Origin of the sequence: Streptomyces sp. ICC4, assembly GCF_003287915.1 — a bacterium.
Classification (GTDB): Bacteria; Actinomycetota; Actinomycetes; order Streptomycetales; family Streptomycetaceae; genus Streptomyces; species Streptomyces tritrimontium.
Genome location: NZ_CP030286.1, coordinates 5187066 through 5206821 on the forward strand (window position 1 = coordinate 5187066; position 19756 = coordinate 5206821).

A 19756-nucleotide genomic window follows, 5' to 3' on the forward strand; every position below is an offset into this window, starting at 1 on the left:
CCCCGCTACGGCTGGGGGGCCGCCGCGCAGTCCGCGCAGGTGCCGAAGATCTCCACCGTGTGGGCGACGTTCACGAAGCCGTGCTCGGCCGCGATGGCCTCCGCCCACTTCTCGACCGCCGGACCCTCCACCTCGACGGCCTTGCCACACTTGCGGCAGACCAGGTGGTGGTGGTGGTCCCCGGTGGAGCAGCGCCGGTAGACGGACTCGCCGTCGCTGGTCCGCAGGACGTCGACCTCGCCCGCGTCCGCGAGGGACTGCAGGGTGCGGTAGACGGTGGTCAGGCCCACGGAATCGCCGCGGTGCTTGAGCATGTCGTGGAGTTCCTGGGCACTGCGGAACTCGTCCACCTCGTCCAGCGCCGCCGCGACGGCGGCCCGCTGCCGGGTGGATCGTCCTCGTACTGGCGCGGTATTCATCTCGCCAGGCGCAGTCGCCACCGGTTCCTCCTCGTTTCGGCCTCGGCCCATTGTGCCAGGCGGCCGCGCGGCTCAGACCGTCACACTTCCACGCCTTCCCGCGTGCAGACTTCCTCGGAGGCGCGGGCGGCCCTCGCCCGCCGCCGGGCCAGGGGGGTCGAAACGGCCGTCATCACCATGAACACGGCGATGGCGAGCAGCACGATCGTGCCGCCGGACGGGGCGTCGATGTAGTACGTGGCCGCCGTGCCCGAGAGCGAGACCAGTACGCCGATCACCATGGCCACCGTCAGCGTGGCCGTGAACCCACGGGTGACGCGCTGCGCGGCGGCCACGGGGATCACCATCATGGCGCTGACCAGCAGCAGGCCGACGATGCGCATCGCGACGGTCACGGTGACGGCGGCGGTGACGGCCATCAGCAGGTTCAGGAAGCGCACCGGCAGGCCGGTGACCCGCGCGAACTCCTCGTCCTGGCAGACCGCGAACAGCTGGCGGCGCAGTCCCAGGGTGACGGCGATGACGAACAGGGCGAGGATCACGACCGCGGTGATGTCCTCGGCCGAGACGGTGGTGATGGAGCCGAAGAGGTAGCTGGTGAGGTTGGCCGTGGAGCCGCCCGGAGCCAGGTTGATGATCATGACGCCGCCGGCCAGGCCGCCGTAGAAGAGCATGGCCAGCGCGATGTCCCCGCTGGTCTTGCCGCGGGAGCGGATCAGCTCCATGCCGACCGCGCCGATGACCGCGACCAGGGTGGCCATCCACACCGGGCTGGTGTTGAGCAGGAAACCGAGCGCGACACCGGTCATGGCCACGTGGCCGATGCCGTCGCCCATGACGGCCTGGCGGCGCTGCACGAGGTACGTGCCGATCGCGGGGGCCGTGATGCCGACGAGGGCGGCGGCGATGAGGGCCCGCTGCATGAAGGCGTAGTCGAGGAGGTCCATCAGCTCAGCAGTCCCGTCCGGAGGGGCTCGGCGTCGTGCGCGGAGTGGGGGTGTACGTGGTCGTGGCCCGGCAGCGCGTGCTGGCCCAGGGCCTCCGGGGGCGGGCCGTCGTGCGTGACGCAGCCGTCGCGCAGGACGACGGCGCGGTCGATGAGCGGCTCCAGCGGGCCCAGCTCGTGCAGGACGAGGAGCACGGTGGTGCCGGCGGCGACCTGGGTGCGCAGGGCGTTCGCGAGGACCTCCTGGTTGGCCAGGTCCACGCCCGCCATCGGCTCGTCCATGATCAGCAGCTCCGGCTCGCCGGCGAGCGCGCGGGCGATGAGGACCCGCTGGTGCTGCCCGCCGGAGAGCGCGTTGACGGAGGCGTCGGCGTGGGAGGCCATGTCGACCAGGTCCAGCGCGCGCTCGACGGCGGCCTTGTCGGCCTTGCGCAGGAACCCGAAGCGGGAGCGCGCGAGGCGCCCGGCGGAGACGACCTCGCGGACGGTGGCGGGGACCCCGCTGGCGGCGGTGGTGCGCTGCGGGACGTACCCGATGCGCGACCAGTCGCGGAAGCGCTTGAAGTCGGTGCCGAAGAGGGACAGGGCGCCCTCGCTCAGCGGGACCTGGCCGACCACGGCACGCACGGCCGTGGACTTGCCGGAGCCGTTGGCGCCGAGGAGGGCGACGACCTCGCCGCGGCGGACGGTGAGGTCGACGCCGCGCAGCACGGGGCGCGAACCGAGCGAGGCCGTGGCCCCGCGCAGGGATATGACGGGCTGGTCCGGCGCCTGCGTGGGCTTGGACTCCATGGCTCGCGCCTCCGTTGCTGCTACTGCTGCCATTACTTGTTGCCGAGCGCCTTCTGGAGGTTCTTCAGGTTGGCCCGCATGACCTCGAAGTAGTCAGCACCCTGGGACTTGTCCGTAATTCCCTCGAGGGGGTCCAGGACGTCGGTCTTCAGGCCGGTGTCGGTCGCGAGGGTCTTGGCCGTCTTGTCGCTGGCCAGCGTCTCGAAGAACACGGTGGTGACATTGTCCTTCTTCGCGACGGCCTGCAGCTCCTTCATCCGGGCCGGGCTCGGCTCGGACTCGGGGTCGACGCCGGAGATGCCCTCCTGGTCGAGGCCGTAGCGCTCGGCGAGGTAGCCGAAGGCGGAGTGGGTGGTGATGAAGGTCTTGGAGGCCGTGTTCTTCAGGCCGTCCTTGAACTCGGTGTCGAGCGCGCCCAGTTTGGCGACCAGGTCGTCGGTGTTCTTCTTGTAGTCCGCCGCGTGGCCGGGGTCGGCCTTCTCCAGGGCGGCGCCGACGCCCTTGGCGATCTCGGCGTACTTGACCGGGTCGAGCCAGAGGTGCGGGTCCTCGCCGGATTCGCCGTGGCTGTGGTCGTGGCCTTCGCCTTCGGCGGCGTGGTCGTCGTGGCCCGAGGTGCCGTGCACCTCCAGCTTGGTGAGGGTGGCGGCGTCGACGACGTTCTTCACGCCGGACTGGGCGACGGCCTTGTCGACGGCGGGCTGCAGCGTCTTGAGGTAGAGGACGACATCGGCCTCGCCGAGCTGCGCGGTCTGCTTCGGGGTGATCTCCAGGTCGTGCGGCTCGACGCCCGGCTTGGTGAGGGTGTCGACCTTCACGTGGTCCTTGCCGATCTGCTCGACGAGGAACTGCATCGGATAGAACGACGCCATCACGTCGAGTGTGCCGTCCTTGCCGCCGGCGGCTCCGGCGGTGCCCGAGCAGGCGGTGAGGGCCGTGGCGGCGAGGGCAACGGCTCCGGCGAGGGCGGCGGTGGGTATGAGGCGTCGTCGTACGTTCATGACATCCATTTTCATCAAAGATGGAAACGATTGTCAAAAACCCTGGTGGGGCGGGGTGTGGAGCCCCGGAGGACGGGGGGCCCGATTTGAAAGGGAGGGTGCGGGCGCCGGTAACCTTGAGGCTTCGCCGTTCGTCCTCGTAAATGAAGAGAGCACCGTGGCCGCCGACAAGATCGAAACCATCGTCAGCCTGAGCAAGCGCCGTGGCTTCGTTTTCCCGTGCAGTGACATCTACGGCGGCTCCAAGGCCGCCTGGGATTACGGTCCGCTCGGTGTCGAGCTCAAGGAGAACATCAAGCGCCAGTGGTGGAAGGCCATGGTCACCGGGCGTGAGGACATCGTCGGCCTCGACTCCTCCGTGATCCTGGCCCCGGAGGTCTGGGTGGCCTCCGGCCACGTCGGCACCTTCTCGGACCCGCTGACCGAGTGCACCTCCTGTCACAAGCGCCACCGCGCCGACCACCTGGAAGAGGCGTACGAGGCCAAGCACGGCCGCACGCCTGCCAACGGCCTCGCGGACATCAACTGCCCCAACTGCGGCGTGAAGGGCCAGTTCACCGAGCCCAAGCAGTTCTCCGGCATGCTGGAGACCCACCTCGGCCCGACCCAGGACACCGGCTCCAAGGCGTACCTGCGCCCCGAGACCGCCCAGGGCATCTTCACCAACTTCGCGCACGTGATGACCGCCTCGCGCAAGAAGCCCCCCTTCGGCATCGCGCAGATGGGCAAGTCCTTCCGCAACGAGATCACCCCCGGCAACTTCATCTTCCGCACCCGCGAGTTCGAGCAGATGGAGATGGAGTTCTTCGTCAAGCCGGGCGAGGACGAGCAGTGGCAGGAGTACTGGATGCAGGAGCGGTGGAACTGGTACCGCGACCTCGGCATCCGCGAGGAGAACATCCGCTGGTACGACCACCCGAAGGACAAGCTGTCCCACTACTCGAAGCGCACCGCCGACATCGAGTACCGCTTCAACTTCGGTGGCAATGAGTTCTCCGAGCTCGAAGGCGTCGCCAACCGCACCGACTTCGACCTCAAGGCCCACTCCGCCGCCTCCGGCTCGGAGCTCGTGTACTTCGACCAGGAGTCGAAGGAGAAGTACACCCCGTACGTCATCGAGCCGGCGGCCGGTGTCAACCGCGCCATGCTCGCCTTCATGCTCGACGCGTACAACGAGGACGAGGCCCCGAACGCCAAGGGCGTCATGGAGAAGCGCACCGTGATGCGCCTCGACCCGCGCCTGGCCCCGGTCAAGGTCGCCGTCCTGCCGCTGTCCCGCAACGCGCAGCTGTCGCCGAAGGCCAAGGGCCTCGCCGCCGACCTGCGCAAGTTCTGGAACATCGAGTTCGACGACGCGGGCGCCATCGGCCGCCGCTACCGCCGCCAGGACGAGATCGGCACGCCGTTCTGCGTCACCGTCGACTTCGACACCCTCGACGACAACGCGGTGACCGTGCGCGAGCGCGACACCATGAAGCAGGAGCGCGTCTCCCTGGACCAGATCCAGACCTACCTCGGCAGCCGCCTGCTCGGCTGCTAGTGCTGTGACCGCAGTGGCCCGGTGCGCATCGCGCACCGGGCCACTGCCGTCCGCCCGTCCGGTCACGCGGGCGCGGCGCCGCTTCCGGCGGTCTGCGCCGCCAGGGCGGCCGCGGCCCGCGCCTCGCCCTCGGCCTGCGACCGCTTCGAGTAGCGGACGGTCCACAGGATCAGCGAGCCGAGGACGGAGTAGATCAGGATCGGGCTGACGACCACCATCGTGTCGGTGTCCAGCAGGTACACCAGCGCGACCCGCACCAGGGCCTCGGCCAGGTACGCGACGCCCCAGACGGTGGTCATCCGCCGCATCACGAAGCGGAAGTCGGGGTACTGCCAGAGCCCGTTGAAGTACGCCACTCCCGCCGGGGTGCCGTCCGTGCCGAACTTGCGGCCGAAGTAGAACATCAGCGGCCGCGGGGCCAGCAGGGTCGCGAGGCAGAGCAGCCCGAACAGGCCGGTCACGCCCGAGTCCTTGATGAGCAGCGCGCGCGCCGAGTGCGCGCCGATCAGCGTGACGAGGGCGGTGATCACCAGGAACACGAGGGTGACCACGGCGAACTCGTCGATCTTGCGCCGCCAGGCGAGGTGGACGGCGGAGTCGACCACCGGCCAGACGCCGCTGACCAGCAGCGCGGCGAACTCGCTCCAGCCGCGGTCGGTGAGCATGTTGTACGTGAGGATCGGCGCGACCACGTTGAAGCCGATGGTCAGGATCCAGCCGATCGCGGCCGCGGTTCCCGATCGGGCCGGCGGATCGGACTGCGGTGCCGTTGCTTCCTGAGCTGACAAAGTTCCCCCTGGAACGGACCTGATCTGTGCGGTAAGGGGAACGTAAGAACACGGCAGGGGAGCGGCAAGGGTCCCGCGCCCAAAATGATGATCAAGCTGTCCGGGCCGGCCGGTTCCGGGCGTCAGGCGCGCAGACCCCGGACGACCAGCGCGGAGACCGCCTCGAACTCGGCGGTGATGTTCGGGGACAGCCAGTCCGCCGCATACTGCGGATCATGGAAGCGGCCGGTGGCATCGAACACCGCCCGGGCGGCGGCCGGTACGTCGGGCGCGCTGAGCGATCCGGCCTCGACCCCCTCGCCGATGATCCTCGACAACTGCTCGACGAGCTGGCTCAGGTGCTGGTCGACGACGCCGCTGTTCTCGGTGAGCAGCACCATGTACGTCGCGAACAGCTCGGGATCGTTGCCGGCCTTGTGGCGCTTGGCCTCGAACAGCGCCTCCAGCCACGATTCCAGCTTCGAGGGCGCCGGCTCGGCGGGCGCCGAGACGATCTCCTCCAGCATGACCACGTTCTTGGCGAGCCAGCGGTCCGTGACGGCCTCGCGCAGCGCCGCCTTCGACGGGAAGTGCCGGTACACGCTGCCGTGGCTGACGCCCAGGGCGCGCGCCACGTCCACCACGGTCGCCTTGGTCGGGCCGAAGCGGCGCAGCACCTCCTCGGTGGTTTCGAGGATGCGCTCGGGAGTGAGGGGCGCGGCGGCAGCGGGAGGCATGAGTACGACCGTACAGCCGGATCAGTGCTCACTGTCCAGGTGGGCCATCTGGGCCGCCGGATACCGCTCGCCGGCAGCCGCTCCCGCCGGAACCGCCTCCTCGATGGCGGCGAGGTCGGCGGGGCTCAGCACCACCTGTATGGCACCCAGTGCCTCCGTGAGCCGGTCGCGGCGGCGGGCGCCCACCAGCGGCACGATGTCCTCGCCGCGCGAGAGCACCCAGGCGATGGCGGTCTGGGCGACGCTGACGCCCTTGTCGTCGGCGACCTTGCGCAGGGCGTCGACCAGGTCGAGGTTCCGGCCGAGGTTGTCGCCCTGGAAGCGCGGGCTCATCCCGCGGAAGTCGCCCGGGGCCAAGGTCCGCTCGCGGGTGAAATGCCCGCTGATCAGGCCGCGGGACAGCACCCCGTACGCCGTGATGCCGATGCCGAGCTCACGGGCGGCCGGCAGGATCTCCTGCTCGATGCCGCGTGAGATCAGGGAGTACTCGATCTGGAGGTCGGCGATCGGGGCCACGGCGGCGGCCCTGCGCAGGGTGTCCGCGCCGACCTCGGAGAGTCCTATGTGCCGGACGTGCCCGGCCTGCACGGCCTCGGCGATGGCGCCGACGGTCTCCTCGATCGGGACGTCCGGGTCGACGCGGGCGATGCGGTAGATGTCGATGTGGTCCCGGCCGAGGCGCTGGAGCGAATAGGCCAGGAAGTTCTTGACGGCCTCCGGCCGCCCGTCGTATCCGGTGAAGCCGCCCTCGACCGTGCGCAGGGCGCCGAACTTCACGCTGGTCAGCGCCTGCTCGCGGGCCGCGGCGGGCGCGGTGCGCAGGGCTTCGCCGATGAGGAGCTCGTTGTGCCCCATGCCGTAGAAGTCGCCGGTGTCGAGCAGGGTCACGCCCGCGTCGAGGGCCGCGTGGATGGTGGCGAGGGACTCGGCCCGGTCGGTCTCGCCGTAGAGCGCGGACATCCCCATGCATCCCAGGCCCAGCGGGAAGACCGAGGGGCCGGTGGTGCCGAGGGTGCGGGTCGGGTGGGTCGATTGGGTCGATCGGGCGGGGCTGGTCGCTCGGGTGCTCTCGTTCGTCGTCATGGAACGAGAATGGCATGACGGGTGACAGATTTCAATATCTGTCACCCGTTCGTGCGGGGGAGCCGCGACGGCGGCGTCCCGGGGGAGCGGGGTCGGTCAGGATTCCGGGTGGACCAGGCGGCTCAGCAGGGCGATCGCGTCCTCGCGCGCGACCGGCCGGAAGAACTCCGTGTCGACCGCTTCCACGGCGGCGATCGCCCGCGGCGCCAGCTCGGCGCCGGCCGCGGTGACGCGCAGCCGCTTGGCGCGCGTGTCCGCCGGGTCCACCTCGCGGGCGAGGAGCCCCTTCTGTTCGAGGGTCCGCACGACCTGGGAGGTCATCTTCACGTCGGTGCCGGCCTGGCGCGCCAGTGCCTGCTGGTTGGGGTGCTCGCCCTGGCCGTTGAGCCACCAGGCGCAGGCGAGCAGGACGAACTGCACGTGGGTCAGGCCCAGGGGGCCCAGCGCGGCGGCGATGCCGCGCTGCCAGCTCAGAGTGGCGTGCCAGAGGAGGAATCCGGGGCTCTCGCCCGGGGTCAGGGCCATCAGCCCCGTGCCGTCCGGTCCGGTGCCGTCGGGTCTGGCACCGTCGGGACCGGCACCGTCCGGTCCGGCATCGTCGGGTCTGGGGCCGGCGCCGTCCGGGCCAGTGCCGTCCGGACCAGCGCGGCCATGGTCTCGGGCCAGTCGGCGGTGATGGCCGGGCCGATGTGCGGGCCGGCCTCGCCGGCGCCCTCGCCGGTGATCTCCATCCGGTACACGACCCGGCTGCGGTCCGGGGCGAGCCGGTCGATCCGGTGGGTGGTCCGCAGGACCAGTCCGTCGAAGCGCGCCTCGTCGACGAACATCTCGCCCTCGACGGCCTCGGCGACGAGGAGTTCCACCGGGTCCTGGCCGGCCGGGGTCATGGTGATCTCCGCGCCCGCCGCGAAGGCACCCCGGAGCTCGATCTTCTCGATGTCGGCGTTCCAGGTGCCCCACCCCTCGACGTCGGCCCACAGGGCCCAGACCGCCTCGGGTGCGGCGGTGGTCTCAACGCCGTGCTCGTACTCCCACATGACTGCCTCCTGATAGATGCTCTGCGCGCAGATTATCTTCGCGGAGACCAACTGTCCAGGAGGCTCGGCCACCGGTCGGGGGAGGCGTCGTCACGAGGTCGCGCGCAGGACCAGGGCGGCCAGTGCGACCAGGGTCAGGACGGCCGCCGGGGCGAGCTCGTAGTCCTTCGCACGCAGGTGGGTGATGACCGCGCCGATGAAGTAGAGGGTCACGCCGGTGGCGGCGGCGATGCCCAGCGGCGCGACCCACAGGCCCGCCACCAGGCCGATCGCGCCCGCCGCCTTGAGCGCGGCCAGGCGCGGCAGCCACGAGTCGGGGACTCCGAGGCGGTGCATGTTCGATATGACCGCGGGGTTGCGGAGGAGGGTGAAGGTGGCGGACGCGGTGAGCGCGAGGGCGAGCAGGGTGGCGACGACGGCGTAGGCGGTGAACATGGCGGACTCCAATGATCGGCAGTTAAGAACTATTGAATACCATCAACGATTAACCGAGTGCAATCATTTCTTGGTTGTTACGATGTGGAGATGACGGCGCCTCAGGACTCCCCGCAACCTCCGCAGCGGCTGGGCCTGCTGCTGGCCTGGCACGGCTCGGTCACCCAGACCCGCATGAAGAAGGCGCTCGGCGCAGCCGGGCTCACCCCGCGCCACGCGATGACCCTGATGCACCTGGCCGGCGGCCCCATCGGCCAGCGCGCCCTCGCCGAGCGGCTGGAAGTGGACCCGAGCGTGCTCGTCGGCATCCTCAACGACCTCGAGGGCTGGGGCTTCGCGGAACGCCGCCGGGACCCGGCCGACCGGCGGCGTCACAACGTCGCCATCACGGGTGCCGGGACGGAGGTCCTGGCCAAGACCAACGAGGCTCTCGACGCGGTCGAGCTCGGACTGTTCGCGGGGCTGTCGGAGCAGGACCAGGACGTGCTGCGCGGACTGCTGGCGCGGATCGATTCGCACGCCGACGACTTCGACTGCACGGAGTAGCCGCGGAGCAGTCCGCAGTCGCGGAGGAGCCGCGGAGCAGCGGGCGCGCCGACCGGCGGCCGTTCGATTTCCCTTGTCCGCCTGATGATCACCGGGTTAAGGTCCCGGGCACGTATCGGGGGATCGCAGCAGGTGGGGGACATGGCCGAAGATTTCGACGCGCCCAACAAGGGCGCGGGCGCGTGGGGCCAGGCCGCGACGGCCCTGGCGCTGGTGGGGGCACTCGGTGTCGGCTTCTGGGTGCTCGCGCAGTCGCAGTCGTCCTCGACCGCCACCCCGCGGCCGGCGACCTGCAGGAGCGGGAAGCCCGAGAAGACGCCGGCGGAGACCGGGACCGCGCCCTGGCACGCCTCCGGCACGCAGCTCTGCGAGGCGCTGCACCGTCCGGACCTCGCCGAGCTGCTGGGCACGCCGGGGGAGAGCGCCAAGAGCGCGAGCGGCAGTGGCGGCTCCGTCGAGGTGAACGGCGAGGAGAAGGCCGTGACGCCGTCGGCCAGGGTCGAGTTCGAGACCTACACGGTCACGCTCAGGGCCGACCGCAAACCCCTCACGATCGCCACGGCATCCGCCCTGCTGGGGGACGGCGCGCCGCCGCGGACGGTGCTGGGCCGCCCGGGATTCCTCTACTCGGACCGCACCATCAGCCTCAGCTTCCGCCTCGACGGGAGCGACTCCCACAGCGGTCCGGGTGTCCCGGCGCGCGTCCTCGTCGTGTCCCGGGACGAGAAGGACAGCGGCGGCCTGTACGAGGTGACCGTGTGGCGCAGGGACGGCATGCTTCCGGACGACCTGGCGCTGCTCCGGGTCGCGGAGAAGGTGCTGCCGACCGTGCCGGGATGGTCCGGGGTGACCCCGCCGGGGCCCTGACCGCCGGGCCCCTGGCCTGACCGCCGGCCCCTGACCGCCGGCCCCTGGCCTGACCGCTGACCGCTGACCGCTGACCGGCGGCCCCCGCCCCGTCCCTTACACCCATCTCACGCTGCCGACGATCTCCCCTCGGTACATCTCTCCGGTGCGGTGCATCGCAAGGCGGAGGGCCGCCGCTTGTACTGGACGTACTTCGGTGGTCCGACAACGCGGCGAGGTGCCGTGCCGGGCGCCGCGACCCGGTGAACCTTTCCGGTCACAGCACTAGACGCCGACCGCGACCGGTGGGGCCGGTGGGGCCTCGATCGGGCCCATGCGCTGGACCCTCCAGCCGGCGCTCATCAGGCGCTGGGCCATGCTGACGGCGGTGCCGCGGGCGACCATCAGCTCGACCAGTCCGCTCTCGTCGCCGGGCGAGTGGTCGATGGTCATGTCCTCGATGTTGACGCCGAGTTCGGCGGCGCTCGCGAGCAGCCGGGCGAGTTCGCCGGGCTGGTCGCCGATCAGTACGCGGACCGGCGCGCACGCGGGTACGGGGTGCCCGTGCTTTCCGGGGATGCGGTCGCGGCCGCTGATGCCGCGGCCGAGCAGGTCGGCCAGGAGCGTGGTGCCCTGGGCCCGTTCGTCGGCGTTGTCGGTGGCCAGGCCCCGCAGGGCGGTCACGGTGACCTGGAGGTCCTCGGCGAGTTCGGTGAGCACGTCGGCCACCGCGGTGGCGTTGGACTCCAGGATGTCGCTCCACAGCCGGGGGTCTCCCCCGGCGATCCGGGTCACGTCGCGCAGTCCCTGGCCGGCGAGGCGGCAGGCGTCTTCGGGGAGGTGCTGGAGGCGGGCGGCCATCAGCGAGGCGACGACGTGCGGGGTGTGCGAGACGCGGGCCACGGCCCGGTCGTGCACGTCGCTGTCCATCACGACGGGCACCGCCCCGCACAGGGACACCATCATCAGTGCCATGTTGAGCGCTTCACGGCCGGTCTCCGGCGTGGGGGTCAGGACCCAGGAGCGGCCCTCGAAGAGGGTGGCGCAGGCGGCGAGCGGGCCGGAGCGCTCCCGACCGGCCATGGGATGTCCGCCGATGAAGGTGACGGGGTCGGCGCCGGCGGCCAGGACCCCGATCTCGGGTTCGGTCTTGACGCTGGCGACGTCGGTGTAGGAGCGGGCGAGGCCCAGCTTCTGCTGGGCGGCGAGGACCGTGCCGACGTGGGCCGGCGGGACGGCCAGTACGGCCAGGTCGACGGTGTGCTTCGGGGCGCCGAGGGTGCCGGCGCCGAGCGAGGCGGCGGTGCGGGCGGCCGACTCGTTCTCGTCGATGAGGTGGACGGCTACCCCGCGCCGGGAGAGGGCCAGCGCGATGGAGGTTCCGATGAGGCCGGTCCCCACCACCGCGGCGGAGCGGATCATCTCGGTTCTCCGGCTGCGGCGAGGTCCCTGCGCAGGGTTGCCGCGCCACCGAGGTAGACGTGCTTGATCTCGGGCTTGGACAGTTCCGTCTCGGCGTACGCGAGGATCCGGACCACGCGGGGCAGGGACCCGGCGATGTCCAGTTCCTGCGCACACATCAGCGGCACGTCGGTCACGCCCAGTTCGCGGGCGGCGACCGCCGGGAACTCGCTGACCAGGTCCGGGGTCGCCGTGAAGAGCACGCTGACCAGGTCGTCCTGGTCGAGCCCGTTGGCGGCGAGCATCTCCTGGAACAGCGTCCGGACCCCGTCCAGCAGGTGGACCCGCTCGTCGACTTCCAGCTGGATGGCACCGCGCAGGGCACGCACGGACATGGTCTTCTCCCTTGGCTGAGGACGGTACGTCGATCGGTCGCGCGGGATCAGGCGGCGGCGGGTACGGCTTCGCGGCGGGAGGCGCCGGAAGCGTCGCGGTCCCGGTACAGCTCGGCGACCTGGAAGGCCAGGTCGAGGGACTGCTTGCGGTTCAGGCGCGGGTCGCAGGAGGACTCGTAGCGCTGACCGAGGTCGGTGAGGCGGACCTCGGCGCCGCCGCCGACGCACTCGGTGACGTCGTCGCCGGTCAGCTCGATGTGGATGCCGCCGGGGTGGGTGCCGAGCGTGCGGTGCACCTCGAAGAAGCCGGTGACCTCGTCGAGCACGTCGTCGAAGTGGCGGGTCTTGTGGCCGCTGGGCGCCTCGAAGGTGTTGCCGTGCATCGGGTCGCAGATCCACGCGGGGCGCGCGCCCTCGGCGGTGACCTTCGCGACGAGCTCGGGCAGGATCTCGCGGATGTTGCGGGCGCCCATGCGCGTGATGAAGGTGAGGCGGCCGGGCTCGCGCTGGGGGTCGAGCTTGTCGATGAGGCGCAGGGCCTCTTCGGCGGAGGTGGTGGGGCCGAGCTTGACGCCGATGGGGTTGCGTACCTTGGAGGCGAACTCGACGTGTGCGCCGTCCAGTTGGCGGGTGCGCTCGCCGATCCAGATCATGTGACCGGAGACGTCGTACTGCTCGCCGGTGCGGGCGTCGGTGCGGGTCAGCGCGGCCTCGTAGTCCAGGAGCAGCGCCTCGTGGCTGGCGAAGATCTCGGAGGAGTGGACGGCGGCCGGGTCGGCGCCGCAGGCGGCGAGGAAGGTGAGCGCGTCGTCGATGTCGCCGGCGAGGCGCTCGTAGCGCTCGCCGACCGGGGAGGCGGCGACGAAGTCGCGGTTCCACTCGTGGACCTGGCGCAGGTCGGCGTAGCCGCCGGTGGTGAAGGCCCGTACGAGGTTCAAGGTGGCGGCGGAGGAGTGGTACATCCGCTTGAGCCGCTCGGGGTCGGGGGTGCGGGACTCGGGGGTGAAGGCGAGGCCGTTGACGGAGTCGCCCCGGTAGACGGGCAGTTCGACGCCGCCCTGGACCTCGGTGGGCTTGGAGCGGGGCTTGGAGTACTGGCCCGCGATCCGGCCGATCTTCACCACGGGCACGGAGCTCGCGTAGGTGAGGACGGCGGCCATCTGGAGCAGGGTCTGGACCTTGTCGCGGACCTGGTCGGAGCTGACGGCGTCGAAGGTCTCGGCGCAGTCGCCGCCCTGGAGGATGAAGGCCTCTCCGCGGGCGACGTCGGCGATGCGCTCGCGCAGGCGGTCGCACTCCCCGGCGAAGACCAGGGGCGGGTAGGAGGCGAGGTCGTCGAGCGCGGAGCGCAGGGCGACCGGGTCGGGGTAGACCGGCTGCTGGGCGGCGGGCAGCAGCCGCCAGGAGTCGACGGCCGTGGCGTGCGTGGCGAGGGTCATGGTGGCTGTGCCTCGATCGGTTTCGGTGGAAAGGGAAGAGGGTGGGCCTGTCGCCGCCCGGGTGTCGGCCCGGGGTGCCGGGGGACCGTACGGCGCTGTCGCCGTACGGTCCCCCGGCGGGCAATCCGTTTGCTCGAGCCGCTCTCGCCGGGTGTTAGACCGGCTCGCGCACCTCGGCGGGCACGGCCGCGGACTCCGGGGCCCCGGTCTCGGCACCGGCGGCCTGGTGGCCCTTGGTGAGGCTGAAGAAGATGAGCCCGCCGACGCCGAGGACGGCGATGACGATGCCCATCGGGACGGCGCTGTCCTCGCCGGCGAGGCCGACGAGGGGGACGACGGCCGCGCCGATCAGGTGCTGGGACAGGCCCAGCAGTGCGGCGGCCGAGCCGGCCACGTCACCGTGGTCCTGCAGGGCCAGCGCGAAGGAGTTCGGCAGGACGAGGCCGACGCTGGAGACGACCAGGAACAGTGCGACGAGCATCGGGGCCAGGCCGGCGTCGGTGAGGACGACGGCGAGCAGCGCGAGGCCGCCGACCGCGGAGACGGTCAGACCGGTCGCGAGCAGGGCGCGCGGGCCGGTCTTGTGCACGACGCGGCCGCTGACCTGGGCGGCGATGACCAGGCCGAGGGCGTTGACCGCGAAGACCGCGCTGAAGCCCTGCGGGGACATCCCGTGGATGGACTGGAGCACGAAGGTCGAGCCGGAGATGTACGCGAACATCGCGGCGAACGCGAAGCCGCAGGCCAGGTTGTAGCCGACGAACACCCGGTCGGTGAGCAGCCGGCGGAAGATCGGCACGGTGGCCTTGAGGCCGCCGCGCACGCGCCGTTCGGCGGGGTGCGTCTCCGGCAGGGCGCCCGCGACGCCGAAGAGCATCGCGGCACCGATGACGGAGAGGGCGATGAAGATGCCCTTCCAGGAGGTGAGCAGCATCAGCTGGCCGCCGAGGACGGGGGCCAGGATCGGCGCGATGCCGGTGATGAGCATCAGCATGGCGAAGAACCGGGCCGCGGCGGGCCCGGTGTGCCGGTCGCGCACGACGGCGGACGCGATGACGATGCCGGTGGCGCCTCCCAGGCCCTGGAGCGCGCGCAGCCCGACCAGGGTCCAGATGTTCGGGGCGAAGGCGCAGAGCAGCGCAGTGACCGCGAACAGCGCGAGGCCGACGATGAGCGGGCGGCGGCGGCCGAGCGCGTCACTGACCGGGCCGGCGATGAGCTGGCCGATGCCGAGGCCCAGCAGGCAGGCCGTGAGGCTGAGCTGGGCCGCGGAGGCGCTCGTCGACAGGTCTTCGGCGATCTGCGGAAGACCCGGCAGGTAGGCGTCGTTGGCCAGCGGTCCGAGGGCGGTGAGCGCACCGAGGATGATGGCGAAGCGGGCGAGCCCGGCGCCCTTCGGTGTGGCGGGTGAAGTCATGGTCGGATCCCCTCCGGGGAACGCGGATCAGTAGGCGACGGTGATGCGGGTCTGGAGCGCGTCGCCGCGCTCCAGTACGTCCGCGAAGGCGACCGCGTAGTCCGCGATGCTGATGCGGCTCTGGCCTTCGGCGTCCACCAGGAGCTGGTCACCACCCACGCGGTAGGTGCCGGTGCGCTCGCCGGGCTCGATCTGGGCGGCCGGGGAGATGAACGTCCAGTCCAGGGTGTCGGCCTGGCGGTAGAGGCCCAGCGCCTCGCTCTGGGCGAGCGCGTTCTGCTTCCAGACGGCCGGGAAGTTCGGGTTGTCGATGACCTTGACGCCCGGGGCCACCTCGAGGCTGCCGGCGCCCCCGAGGACCACGACGCGGCGTACGCCGCTGCGGGTCAGGCCCTCGATGAGCGCGTTGGCCGCACCGACGATGATCTTGTGGTCGTCGTCGACGCCGAGCTTGGGACCGACGGCCGAGGCCACCGCGTCGTAGCCCTGCGCCGACAGTCCGGCCACGGTGTCGGCGCTGGTGGCGTCGCCTGCGACGACGTTCAGGCCCTCGTGGCTGTTGCCCGCGATCTCGCCGGTGCGGGTCACGCCGGTGACCGAGTGCCCACGGGAGAGCAGCTCACCGGCGATGGCGCTGCCGATGTGTCCGCTCGCTCCGAAAAGCAGGATGTTCATGGTGTGCCTCTTCTACTTGGGTGTTTCTCGCGGGGAGTTGTCGCGAGGGACGGGGTCCGCGGGCTAGTCCTCTTCGAGGAAGTCGGGCTGCTCGCGGATGATCTCGTCCCAGAGCAGCTGGAAGCTGAACCAGCCCAGCTGCTCGTTGCCGAAGCCGTCCCCCGCGGCCACGGCCTGCTCATGGGTGAAGCTCTTGGGCGTGCCCGCCGCCCGGGCGAGCAGCTGCACCTGGGCGCAGCTGTCGTAGGTGAAGAACCAGTGCACGGCCTCGTCGAGCGATCCGCCGACGGTTATGAGGCCGTGGTGGCGCAGCAGGATCGCGCGGTTGTCGCCGAGCTTCTCCGCGATGTCGCGGCCGAGTTCGGCCGAGACCGAGGGGCCCTCGTACTCCTCGTAGAGGACCTGGCGGTTGTAGAAGGCGGCGGACTCCTGGTCGATGGGGTCCAGCAGCCGGCCCAGGGCGCCCAGCGCGCGGGAGTGCGCGGTGTGGCCGTGTGCGGCCGCGGTGGCTCCCGGCGAGAGCTCGTGGATGGCCGAGTGGATGACGAAGGCGCTGGGGTTGACCCGGTGCTTGCCCTCCACGACGTTGCCCGCGGAGTCCACGCAGATGAGGTCGGCGACGCGGACCAGGTTGAAGGAGACGCCGAAGGGGTTCACCCAGAACCGGTCCTCGTGCTCCGGGTCGCGGACCGAGATGTGGCCCGAGATGCCTTCACCGAAGCCGTACTTGCCGAACAGCCGCAGCGCGGCGGCGAGCCGCTGCTTGCGGTGGCGCCGGGTCTCCTCGTGGGTGGCGAAGACCGGCTCGCTGGGAATGGGCAGTCCGGTGTGGGTGTCTGCCAGGTAGGCGGGCCGGTCGGTCTCGGTGACGCTCATGCTCGGGGGTCCTCATCTCCGGATCGTTTTCCGGTAGGGGTGGCGGTACGGATACGGATACGGGTGCGGGCGGTGGCGGTGGCTGGCGGTGGCTACACCGTGAGCAGGACGTCCTCGGTCTCCTGGCTCGCGGCGGTGACGGTCTCGGCGTGCTGCAGGATCGCGCCGACGATGTCCTGGCTGCGGTCGACCAGCGAAGGGATGCCGAAGGTGAAGAAGAGCGACCCGGCGGCGATGTTGCCGAGCCCGTAGAGGCGCGGGTCGGGTCTGCCGTTGGTCGTCAGCTGGCTGGTCGGCCGGGCTATGTGCAGGCCGCCGTGGGGGTGCCGGCTGGCGACCCGGCTGCGCATGAGCGAGGTGACCAGGGGCGCGGCGCTGGTGGGGATGCGCCCCTCGGAGGCGTTCACGGCGCTGACGACGCGGTCGGCCGTGAAGTCGTGTCCCTCGGCGGTGACGACGTCGAATCCCGCCTCGGGGTTCGGGGTGATGTTCTGCAGTCCGGCGACGATGTCGAGCTTGCCCGCCTCGACGAGTTCGAGGAGGACTCCGGCGCTGCCCGGGGGCATGGGGCAGCACAGGCTCATGATCGTGCGGTAGTGGGCGCGCAGCAGCTGGACCTTGTCCTGCTCGCGCAGCATCGGCCAGACGTCGGGTCCGGTCTCGGGGACGGCGCGCTGCAGGATCCGCAGGCCCATGTGCGGGGAGTCGACCTCTTCGATCTGCCGGCGCAGCCGGTCGACCGGGTCCTCCAGGTCGACGCGGATGATCTCGGAGACCACCGCGTCGAGGTCGGCGCCCACGTCGCGGAACTCGGCCCGCATGATGGTGGCGATGTCCTCGAGGGTGATCTCGGGGTGGGTCGTCGCCAGGACCTCCATCCGGTGCGGGGTGAAGTGCCGCAGCTCGAAGGGGACCGCCTTCTGCCGTACGCCCGGCAGGACGCCGCGGCGGGACATCAGGCTGATGCGGCCCTGGTGGCCCTGGGCGGCCAGGGACAGGATGATGTCGATGGCGGTGAGGCCGCTGCCGATGACGGCGACGTGGTCGTTCTCGCCGACGTCCGCCAGCTTGTTGACGATCGGGTACGGGTCCCCGACGAAGCCCTCGGTGCCGGCCAGTCCGTAGACGTCCTTGGGGCTGTCGCCGCCGACGCACAGGATGGCGTAGTCGAAGGCGCGGGCGCGGCCGTTGCCGGTGCGCAGCAGCACCCGGTTGGCCGCGCGGCTGGCGGAGGTGACGCCCTCGCCCACGAGGTCGACCCGCCAGCCCTGGCGGCGCAGTTCACCGAGCGCGGCGTACGCCGTCTGCTCCAGGTACTCGCCGTAGACGGTGCGGGGCGCGAAGCGGCTTCCGGACCACCTGTCGACTCCGGTGCGGACCCCGATGACCTTGTCCCGTGTCTCCAGCCAGTTCTCGAAGTGCTGGAGGTCGCCGGCGCGCACGGACATGTCGTCGGGCGTCGCGTTGACCTTGAGGGTCTCGGTGTCGACCTGGTAGGCGCGACCGCGCCACAGGTGCGGTGACGGTTCGAAGACCGTGAGGCTGCCTGGTTCGCTCCGTGTGCGGGACAACGCGTCGATCAAGCAGACTGCAGCCGCGCCTCCTCCGACGATGCCGATCGAGAATCCACGGGACATGTGTCAGTCACCTATCAATTCGTGGAAGGCGCTGGGTCGTCGTGCGCCGGCCTTGCTGTCCGCGATCACGGGGCCCTTCCTCGCCTACTCCGGGGATTCAGTGGAGGCCGCCGGCCACCCCCGGTGCGTCGGGGGTGAGCCGGTCAGCCGATGGGGTTCGCCGCTTTGCTCAGGCGGCGGAGTTCTTGAAGTTCTTCATCGAGACGGTGTAGTCACCGCGGTTGGCGCGGTAGTCGATGCAGTACTCCTGCGGGTACCAGCCACCGATCTGCCACTGCTGCGGCTGCTTGATGGGCCAGCAGCGGCTCGGGTTGACCCCGGCCTCGATGCCCTCGAACCAGGCCTTCGTGATCATCGGCTCAAGGAAGCTGATCTTGGCGTCGTAGGCGCCGTAGATGAAGGTCTGGGTGAAGGCGATGGAGCTCCACTCGGGCGAGTTCAGGTCGATCAGGTGGTTGCCCATGGCCGCCTCGGCCACGTTGTTGTTCACGTAGTCCTGCGGCAGGTACTGCGGGGGGATCGGCTTGGTCGCCGTCACGAAGTCGTCGCAGTTGATGGCCAGGCCGCACGGTCCGCTGCGGATCGCGTCGCGCTCCGCCTTCGACTGCGTGTAGAAGTGGAAGTCGAAGTGCGCCATGTCGTAGATGTGCTCGGGGCCGTGACCCATCGGGTTGAAGTTCACCAGGGCCCACTTGAGCGGCATGCCGGGCAGCGCGGTCAGCTGCGCGGGCAGGTCCAGGGGACGCTCGTGGCCGCCGACGCACTCGGTGTGCTGGTCGACGGTGCCGTTGCCGTTCATGTCGTAGCAGTGGTTGCCGTCCGTCATGGTGGTCGGCAGGTTGGTCAGCATCGACTTGGGGAAGACGATGCCGACGGTCTGCGGCTTGTTGCCGGAGATCTGCGCGTACGTGCGCACCGTGCCGTTGCCGAGCGCGCTGGGGGTGCCGTACGAGGCGCACGGTCCGCGGTAGGACGGCGTCTGCTCGAGCAGGACCTGCGCCGCCCACTGCGCGACCTGGATGCCGCGCTCACGGGTCGGGGCGTTCGCGGTCACCAGACAGATGCTCACCGATCCCCTGGAGGCGGCCGCCGCCTCCGGGCCCGACCCCGTCGCCTGTGCCGGAATGGTCGGCCAGATCAACAGGGTCAGACCGGATATGGCCAGCGCCGCTCCGAGGAGCGCCCGCCAGCTCAGGAACTTCTTCGCTCGCACGTCACACCTGTTCCAGTTCGAATCTGTGGAATCCGCCCTGAAGGAAGATCAGGGGGGTCGTGGTCTCACGGGCGCCCATCGCGAGGACTTCGCCGATGACCATGACGTGGTCACCCGCCACCACGTGGTCGCGCAGGCTGCACTCCATCCAGGCCGCCGCCTCGAACAGGAGCGTCCCGGTGGCCTCGCCCGGAGCTCCGGGCACCTCGGTCAGTGCCTGGTCGCGCTCGGGCCGGCGGCGCGCGAACGCGCGGGCGGTGGACTCGCCCTCGGCTCCGAGGATCGAGATCCCGACGACGCCGGTGCGCAGCAGCTCCGTGAAGAACTCCGAGTCGTGGCGGAAGCTCAGGGAGATGAGCGGCGGTTCCAGTGAGACGGAGGTGAGCGAGTTGACGGTGATCGCGTTGTGGGTGCGCACGCCGTCTTCGTCGGTGTACGTGCTGACGACGCAGACCCCGGTGGCGAAGGAGCGCATCACATCGCGCAGGTCGTGGTTCATGGCCGGGCCTCTCTGCTGGGCGCGGGCGGGTGCGCGCGGCGCTTCGGCCGCGGGC

At 70.7% G+C, this 19756-nt stretch carries 22 protein-coding genes; 3 read left to right on the forward strand and 19 right to left on the reverse strand.

Annotated elements, in window-relative coordinates; all coding sequences use genetic code 11:
* Positions 1-5: 5 nt before the first annotated feature.
* Genes DRB89_RS24200 through DRB89_RS24215 form a run of 4 tightly spaced genes read right to left on the reverse strand, consistent with a single transcriptional unit; the run spans position 6 to position 3158 of the window.
* Complete coding sequence (locus DRB89_RS24200) at positions 6-440, reverse strand: transcriptional repressor (RefSeq protein WP_112450321.1); 435 nt, start codon at positions 438-440, stop codon at positions 6-8.
* Between the two features lie 59 nt (positions 441-499).
* Entirely contained in the window at positions 500-1366 is an 867-nt protein-coding gene (locus DRB89_RS24205) for a metal ABC transporter permease (protein WP_112450322.1), read from the reverse strand.
* Positions 1366-2157 carry a metal ABC transporter ATP-binding protein gene (locus DRB89_RS24210; RefSeq protein ID WP_112450323.1) on the reverse strand — a complete coding sequence of 264 codons (792 nt, stop codon included), beginning with the start codon at positions 2155-2157 and terminating at the stop codon, positions 1366-1368. Before DRB89_RS24210 ends, DRB89_RS24205 begins: the two co-directional genes overlap by 1 nt.
* Positions 2158-2189: 32 nt before the next feature.
* Positions 2190-3158, reverse strand: coding sequence for a metal ABC transporter substrate-binding protein (locus DRB89_RS24215; protein ID WP_112450324.1), 969 nt, complete (start codon positions 3156-3158; stop codon positions 2190-2192).
* 157 nt (positions 3159-3315) lie between these two features.
* Here DRB89_RS24215 and DRB89_RS24220 point away from each other — a divergent pair, with 157 nt between their 5' ends.
* Positions 3316-4698, forward strand: coding sequence for a glycine--tRNA ligase (locus DRB89_RS24220; protein ID WP_112450325.1), 1383 nt, complete (start codon positions 3316-3318; stop codon positions 4696-4698).
* Positions 4699-4760: 62 nt separating this feature from the next.
* Here the strand turns inward: DRB89_RS24220 and DRB89_RS24225 are convergent, their stop codons facing one another.
* The 6 genes from DRB89_RS24225 to DRB89_RS24250 form a co-directional block, all read right to left on the reverse strand.
* Positions 4761-5486 carry a VC0807 family protein gene (locus DRB89_RS24225; protein WP_112450326.1) on the reverse strand — a complete coding sequence of 242 codons (726 nt, stop codon included), beginning with the start codon at positions 5484-5486 and terminating at the stop codon, positions 4761-4763.
* A gap of 122 nt (positions 5487-5608) precedes the next feature.
* Entirely contained in the window at positions 5609-6202 is a 594-nt protein-coding gene (locus DRB89_RS24230) for a TetR family transcriptional regulator (protein WP_112450327.1), read from the reverse strand.
* A 21-nt stretch (positions 6203-6223) separates the two neighbouring features.
* A complete protein-coding gene (locus tag DRB89_RS24235; RefSeq protein ID WP_112450328.1) occupies positions 6224-7285 on the reverse strand; it encodes an aldo/keto reductase in 1062 nt (353 codons plus the stop codon).
* Positions 7286-7381: 96 nt separating this feature from the next.
* Positions 7382-7810 carry a MarR family transcriptional regulator gene (locus DRB89_RS24240; protein WP_112450329.1) on the reverse strand — a complete coding sequence of 143 codons (429 nt, stop codon included), beginning with the start codon at positions 7808-7810 and terminating at the stop codon, positions 7382-7384.
* Complete coding sequence (locus DRB89_RS24245) at positions 7810-8322, reverse strand: polyketide cyclase (RefSeq protein ID WP_239516311.1); 513 nt, start codon at positions 8320-8322, stop codon at positions 7810-7812. Before DRB89_RS24245 ends, DRB89_RS24240 begins: the two co-directional genes overlap by 1 nt.
* Positions 8323-8412: 90 nt before the next feature.
* A complete protein-coding gene (locus DRB89_RS24250; RefSeq protein WP_112450330.1) occupies positions 8413-8757 on the reverse strand; it encodes a DoxX family protein in 345 nt (114 codons plus the stop codon).
* Positions 8758-8847: 90 nt separating this feature from the next.
* Between DRB89_RS24250 and DRB89_RS24255 the strand changes: the two genes are divergently transcribed.
* Together DRB89_RS24255 and DRB89_RS24260 are read left to right on the forward strand one after the other, a co-directional pair.
* Positions 8848-9303, forward strand: a complete 456-nt coding sequence (locus DRB89_RS24255) for a MarR family winged helix-turn-helix transcriptional regulator (protein ID WP_112453669.1) — start codon at positions 8848-8850, stop codon at positions 9301-9303.
* Between the two features lie 141 nt (positions 9304-9444).
* Positions 9445-10170, forward strand: a complete 726-nt coding sequence (locus DRB89_RS24260) for a DUF6215 domain-containing protein (protein WP_112450331.1) — start codon at positions 9445-9447, stop codon at positions 10168-10170.
* Between the two features lie 264 nt (positions 10171-10434).
* Here DRB89_RS24260 and DRB89_RS24265 read toward each other — a convergent pair whose 3' ends face one another.
* From DRB89_RS24265 to DRB89_RS24305, 9 genes are all read right to left on the reverse strand, one after another.
* Positions 10435-11571 carry a prephenate dehydrogenase gene (locus DRB89_RS24265; protein WP_343234512.1) on the reverse strand — a complete coding sequence of 379 codons (1137 nt, stop codon included), beginning with the start codon at positions 11569-11571 and terminating at the stop codon, positions 10435-10437.
* Positions 11568-11945: a chorismate mutase gene (gene aroH / locus DRB89_RS24270; protein WP_112448266.1), complete on the reverse strand. Its 378-nt coding sequence runs from the start codon at positions 11943-11945 to the stop codon at positions 11568-11570. Before aroH ends, DRB89_RS24265 begins: the two co-directional genes overlap by 4 nt.
* 47 nt (positions 11946-11992) lie before the next feature.
* Entirely contained in the window at positions 11993-13384 is a 1392-nt protein-coding gene (locus tag DRB89_RS24275) for a 3-deoxy-7-phosphoheptulonate synthase class II (RefSeq protein ID WP_112448265.1), read from the reverse strand.
* A 154-nt stretch (positions 13385-13538) separates the two neighbouring features.
* Entirely contained in the window at positions 13539-14801 is a 1263-nt protein-coding gene (locus tag DRB89_RS24280; protein ID WP_112448264.1) for a multidrug effflux MFS transporter, read from the reverse strand.
* A gap of 27 nt (positions 14802-14828) precedes the next feature.
* Complete coding sequence (locus DRB89_RS24285; protein ID WP_112448263.1) at positions 14829-15476, reverse strand: NAD(P)H-binding protein; 648 nt, start codon at positions 15474-15476, stop codon at positions 14829-14831.
* 63 nt (positions 15477-15539) lie between these two features.
* Positions 15540-16352, reverse strand: coding sequence for a class II aldolase/adducin family protein (locus tag DRB89_RS24290; protein ID WP_112448262.1), 813 nt, complete (start codon positions 16350-16352; stop codon positions 15540-15542).
* A gap of 92 nt (positions 16353-16444) precedes the next feature.
* Entirely contained in the window at positions 16445-17989 is a 1545-nt protein-coding gene (locus DRB89_RS24295; RefSeq protein WP_112448261.1) for an FAD/NAD(P)-binding protein, read from the reverse strand.
* A 169-nt stretch (positions 17990-18158) separates the two neighbouring features.
* The gene (locus DRB89_RS24300; protein WP_112448260.1) at positions 18159-19202 is read right to left on the reverse strand and encodes a hypothetical protein; all 1044 of its coding nucleotides are present in this window, start codon (positions 19200-19202) and stop codon (positions 18159-18161) included.
* A 1-nt stretch (position 19203) separates the two neighbouring features.
* Entirely contained in the window at positions 19204-19701 is a 498-nt protein-coding gene (locus tag DRB89_RS24305; protein WP_112448259.1) for a flavin reductase family protein, read from the reverse strand.
* Positions 19702-19756 lie beyond the last annotated feature (55 nt).

Excerpts from the sequence above, each read along its gene's own strand:
- DRB89_RS24205 (WP_112450322.1), bottom strand. The coding sequence starts at position 1,366 with ATGGACCTCCTCGACTACGCCTTCATGCAGCGGGCCCTCATCGCCGCC.
- DRB89_RS24210 (WP_112450323.1), bottom strand. The coding sequence starts at position 2,157 with ATGGAGTCCAAGCCCACGCAGGCGCCGGACCAGCCCGTCATATCCCTG.
- DRB89_RS24215 (WP_112450324.1), bottom strand. The coding sequence starts at position 3,158 with ATGAACGTACGACGACGCCTCATACCCACCGCCGCCCTCGCCGGAGCC.
- DRB89_RS24230 (WP_112450327.1), bottom strand. The coding sequence starts at position 6,202 with ATGCCTCCCGCTGCCGCCGCGCCCCTCACTCCCGAGCGCATCCTCGAA.
- DRB89_RS24235 (WP_112450328.1), bottom strand. The coding sequence starts at position 7,285 with ATGACGACGAACGAGAGCACCCGAGCGACCAGCCCCGCCCGATCGACC.
- DRB89_RS24240 (WP_112450329.1), bottom strand. The coding sequence starts at position 7,810 with ATGGCCCTGACCCCGGGCGAGAGCCCCGGATTCCTCCTCTGGCACGCC.
- DRB89_RS24245 (WP_239516311.1), bottom strand. The coding sequence starts at position 8,322 with ATGTGGGAGTACGAGCACGGCGTTGAGACCACCGCCGCACCCGAGGCG.
- DRB89_RS24250 (WP_112450330.1), bottom strand. The coding sequence starts at position 8,757 with ATGTTCACCGCCTACGCCGTCGTCGCCACCCTGCTCGCCCTCGCGCTC.
- DRB89_RS24255 (WP_112453669.1), top strand. The coding sequence starts at position 8,848 with ATGACGGCGCCTCAGGACTCCCCGCAACCTCCGCAGCGGCTGGGCCTG.
- DRB89_RS24260 (WP_112450331.1), top strand. The coding sequence starts at position 9,445 with ATGGCCGAAGATTTCGACGCGCCCAACAAGGGCGCGGGCGCGTGGGGC.
- DRB89_RS24265 (WP_343234512.1), bottom strand. The coding sequence starts at position 11,571 with ATGATCCGCTCCGCCGCGGTGGTGGGGACCGGCCTCATCGGAACCTCC.
- aroH (WP_112448266.1), bottom strand. The coding sequence starts at position 11,945 with ATGTCCGTGCGTGCCCTGCGCGGTGCCATCCAGCTGGAAGTCGACGAG.
- DRB89_RS24275 (WP_112448265.1), bottom strand. The coding sequence starts at position 13,384 with ATGACCCTCGCCACGCACGCCACGGCCGTCGACTCCTGGCGGCTGCTG.
- DRB89_RS24280 (WP_112448264.1), bottom strand. The coding sequence starts at position 14,801 with ATGACTTCACCCGCCACACCGAAGGGCGCCGGGCTCGCCCGCTTCGCC.
- DRB89_RS24285 (WP_112448263.1), bottom strand. The coding sequence starts at position 15,476 with ATGAACATCCTGCTTTTCGGAGCGAGCGGACACATCGGCAGCGCCATC.
- DRB89_RS24290 (WP_112448262.1), bottom strand. The coding sequence starts at position 16,352 with ATGAGCGTCACCGAGACCGACCGGCCCGCCTACCTGGCAGACACCCAC.
- DRB89_RS24295 (WP_112448261.1), bottom strand. The coding sequence starts at position 17,989 with ATGTCCCGTGGATTCTCGATCGGCATCGTCGGAGGAGGCGCGGCTGCA.
- DRB89_RS24305 (WP_112448259.1), bottom strand. The coding sequence starts at position 19,701 with ATGAACCACGACCTGCGCGATGTGATGCGCTCCTTCGCCACCGGGGTC.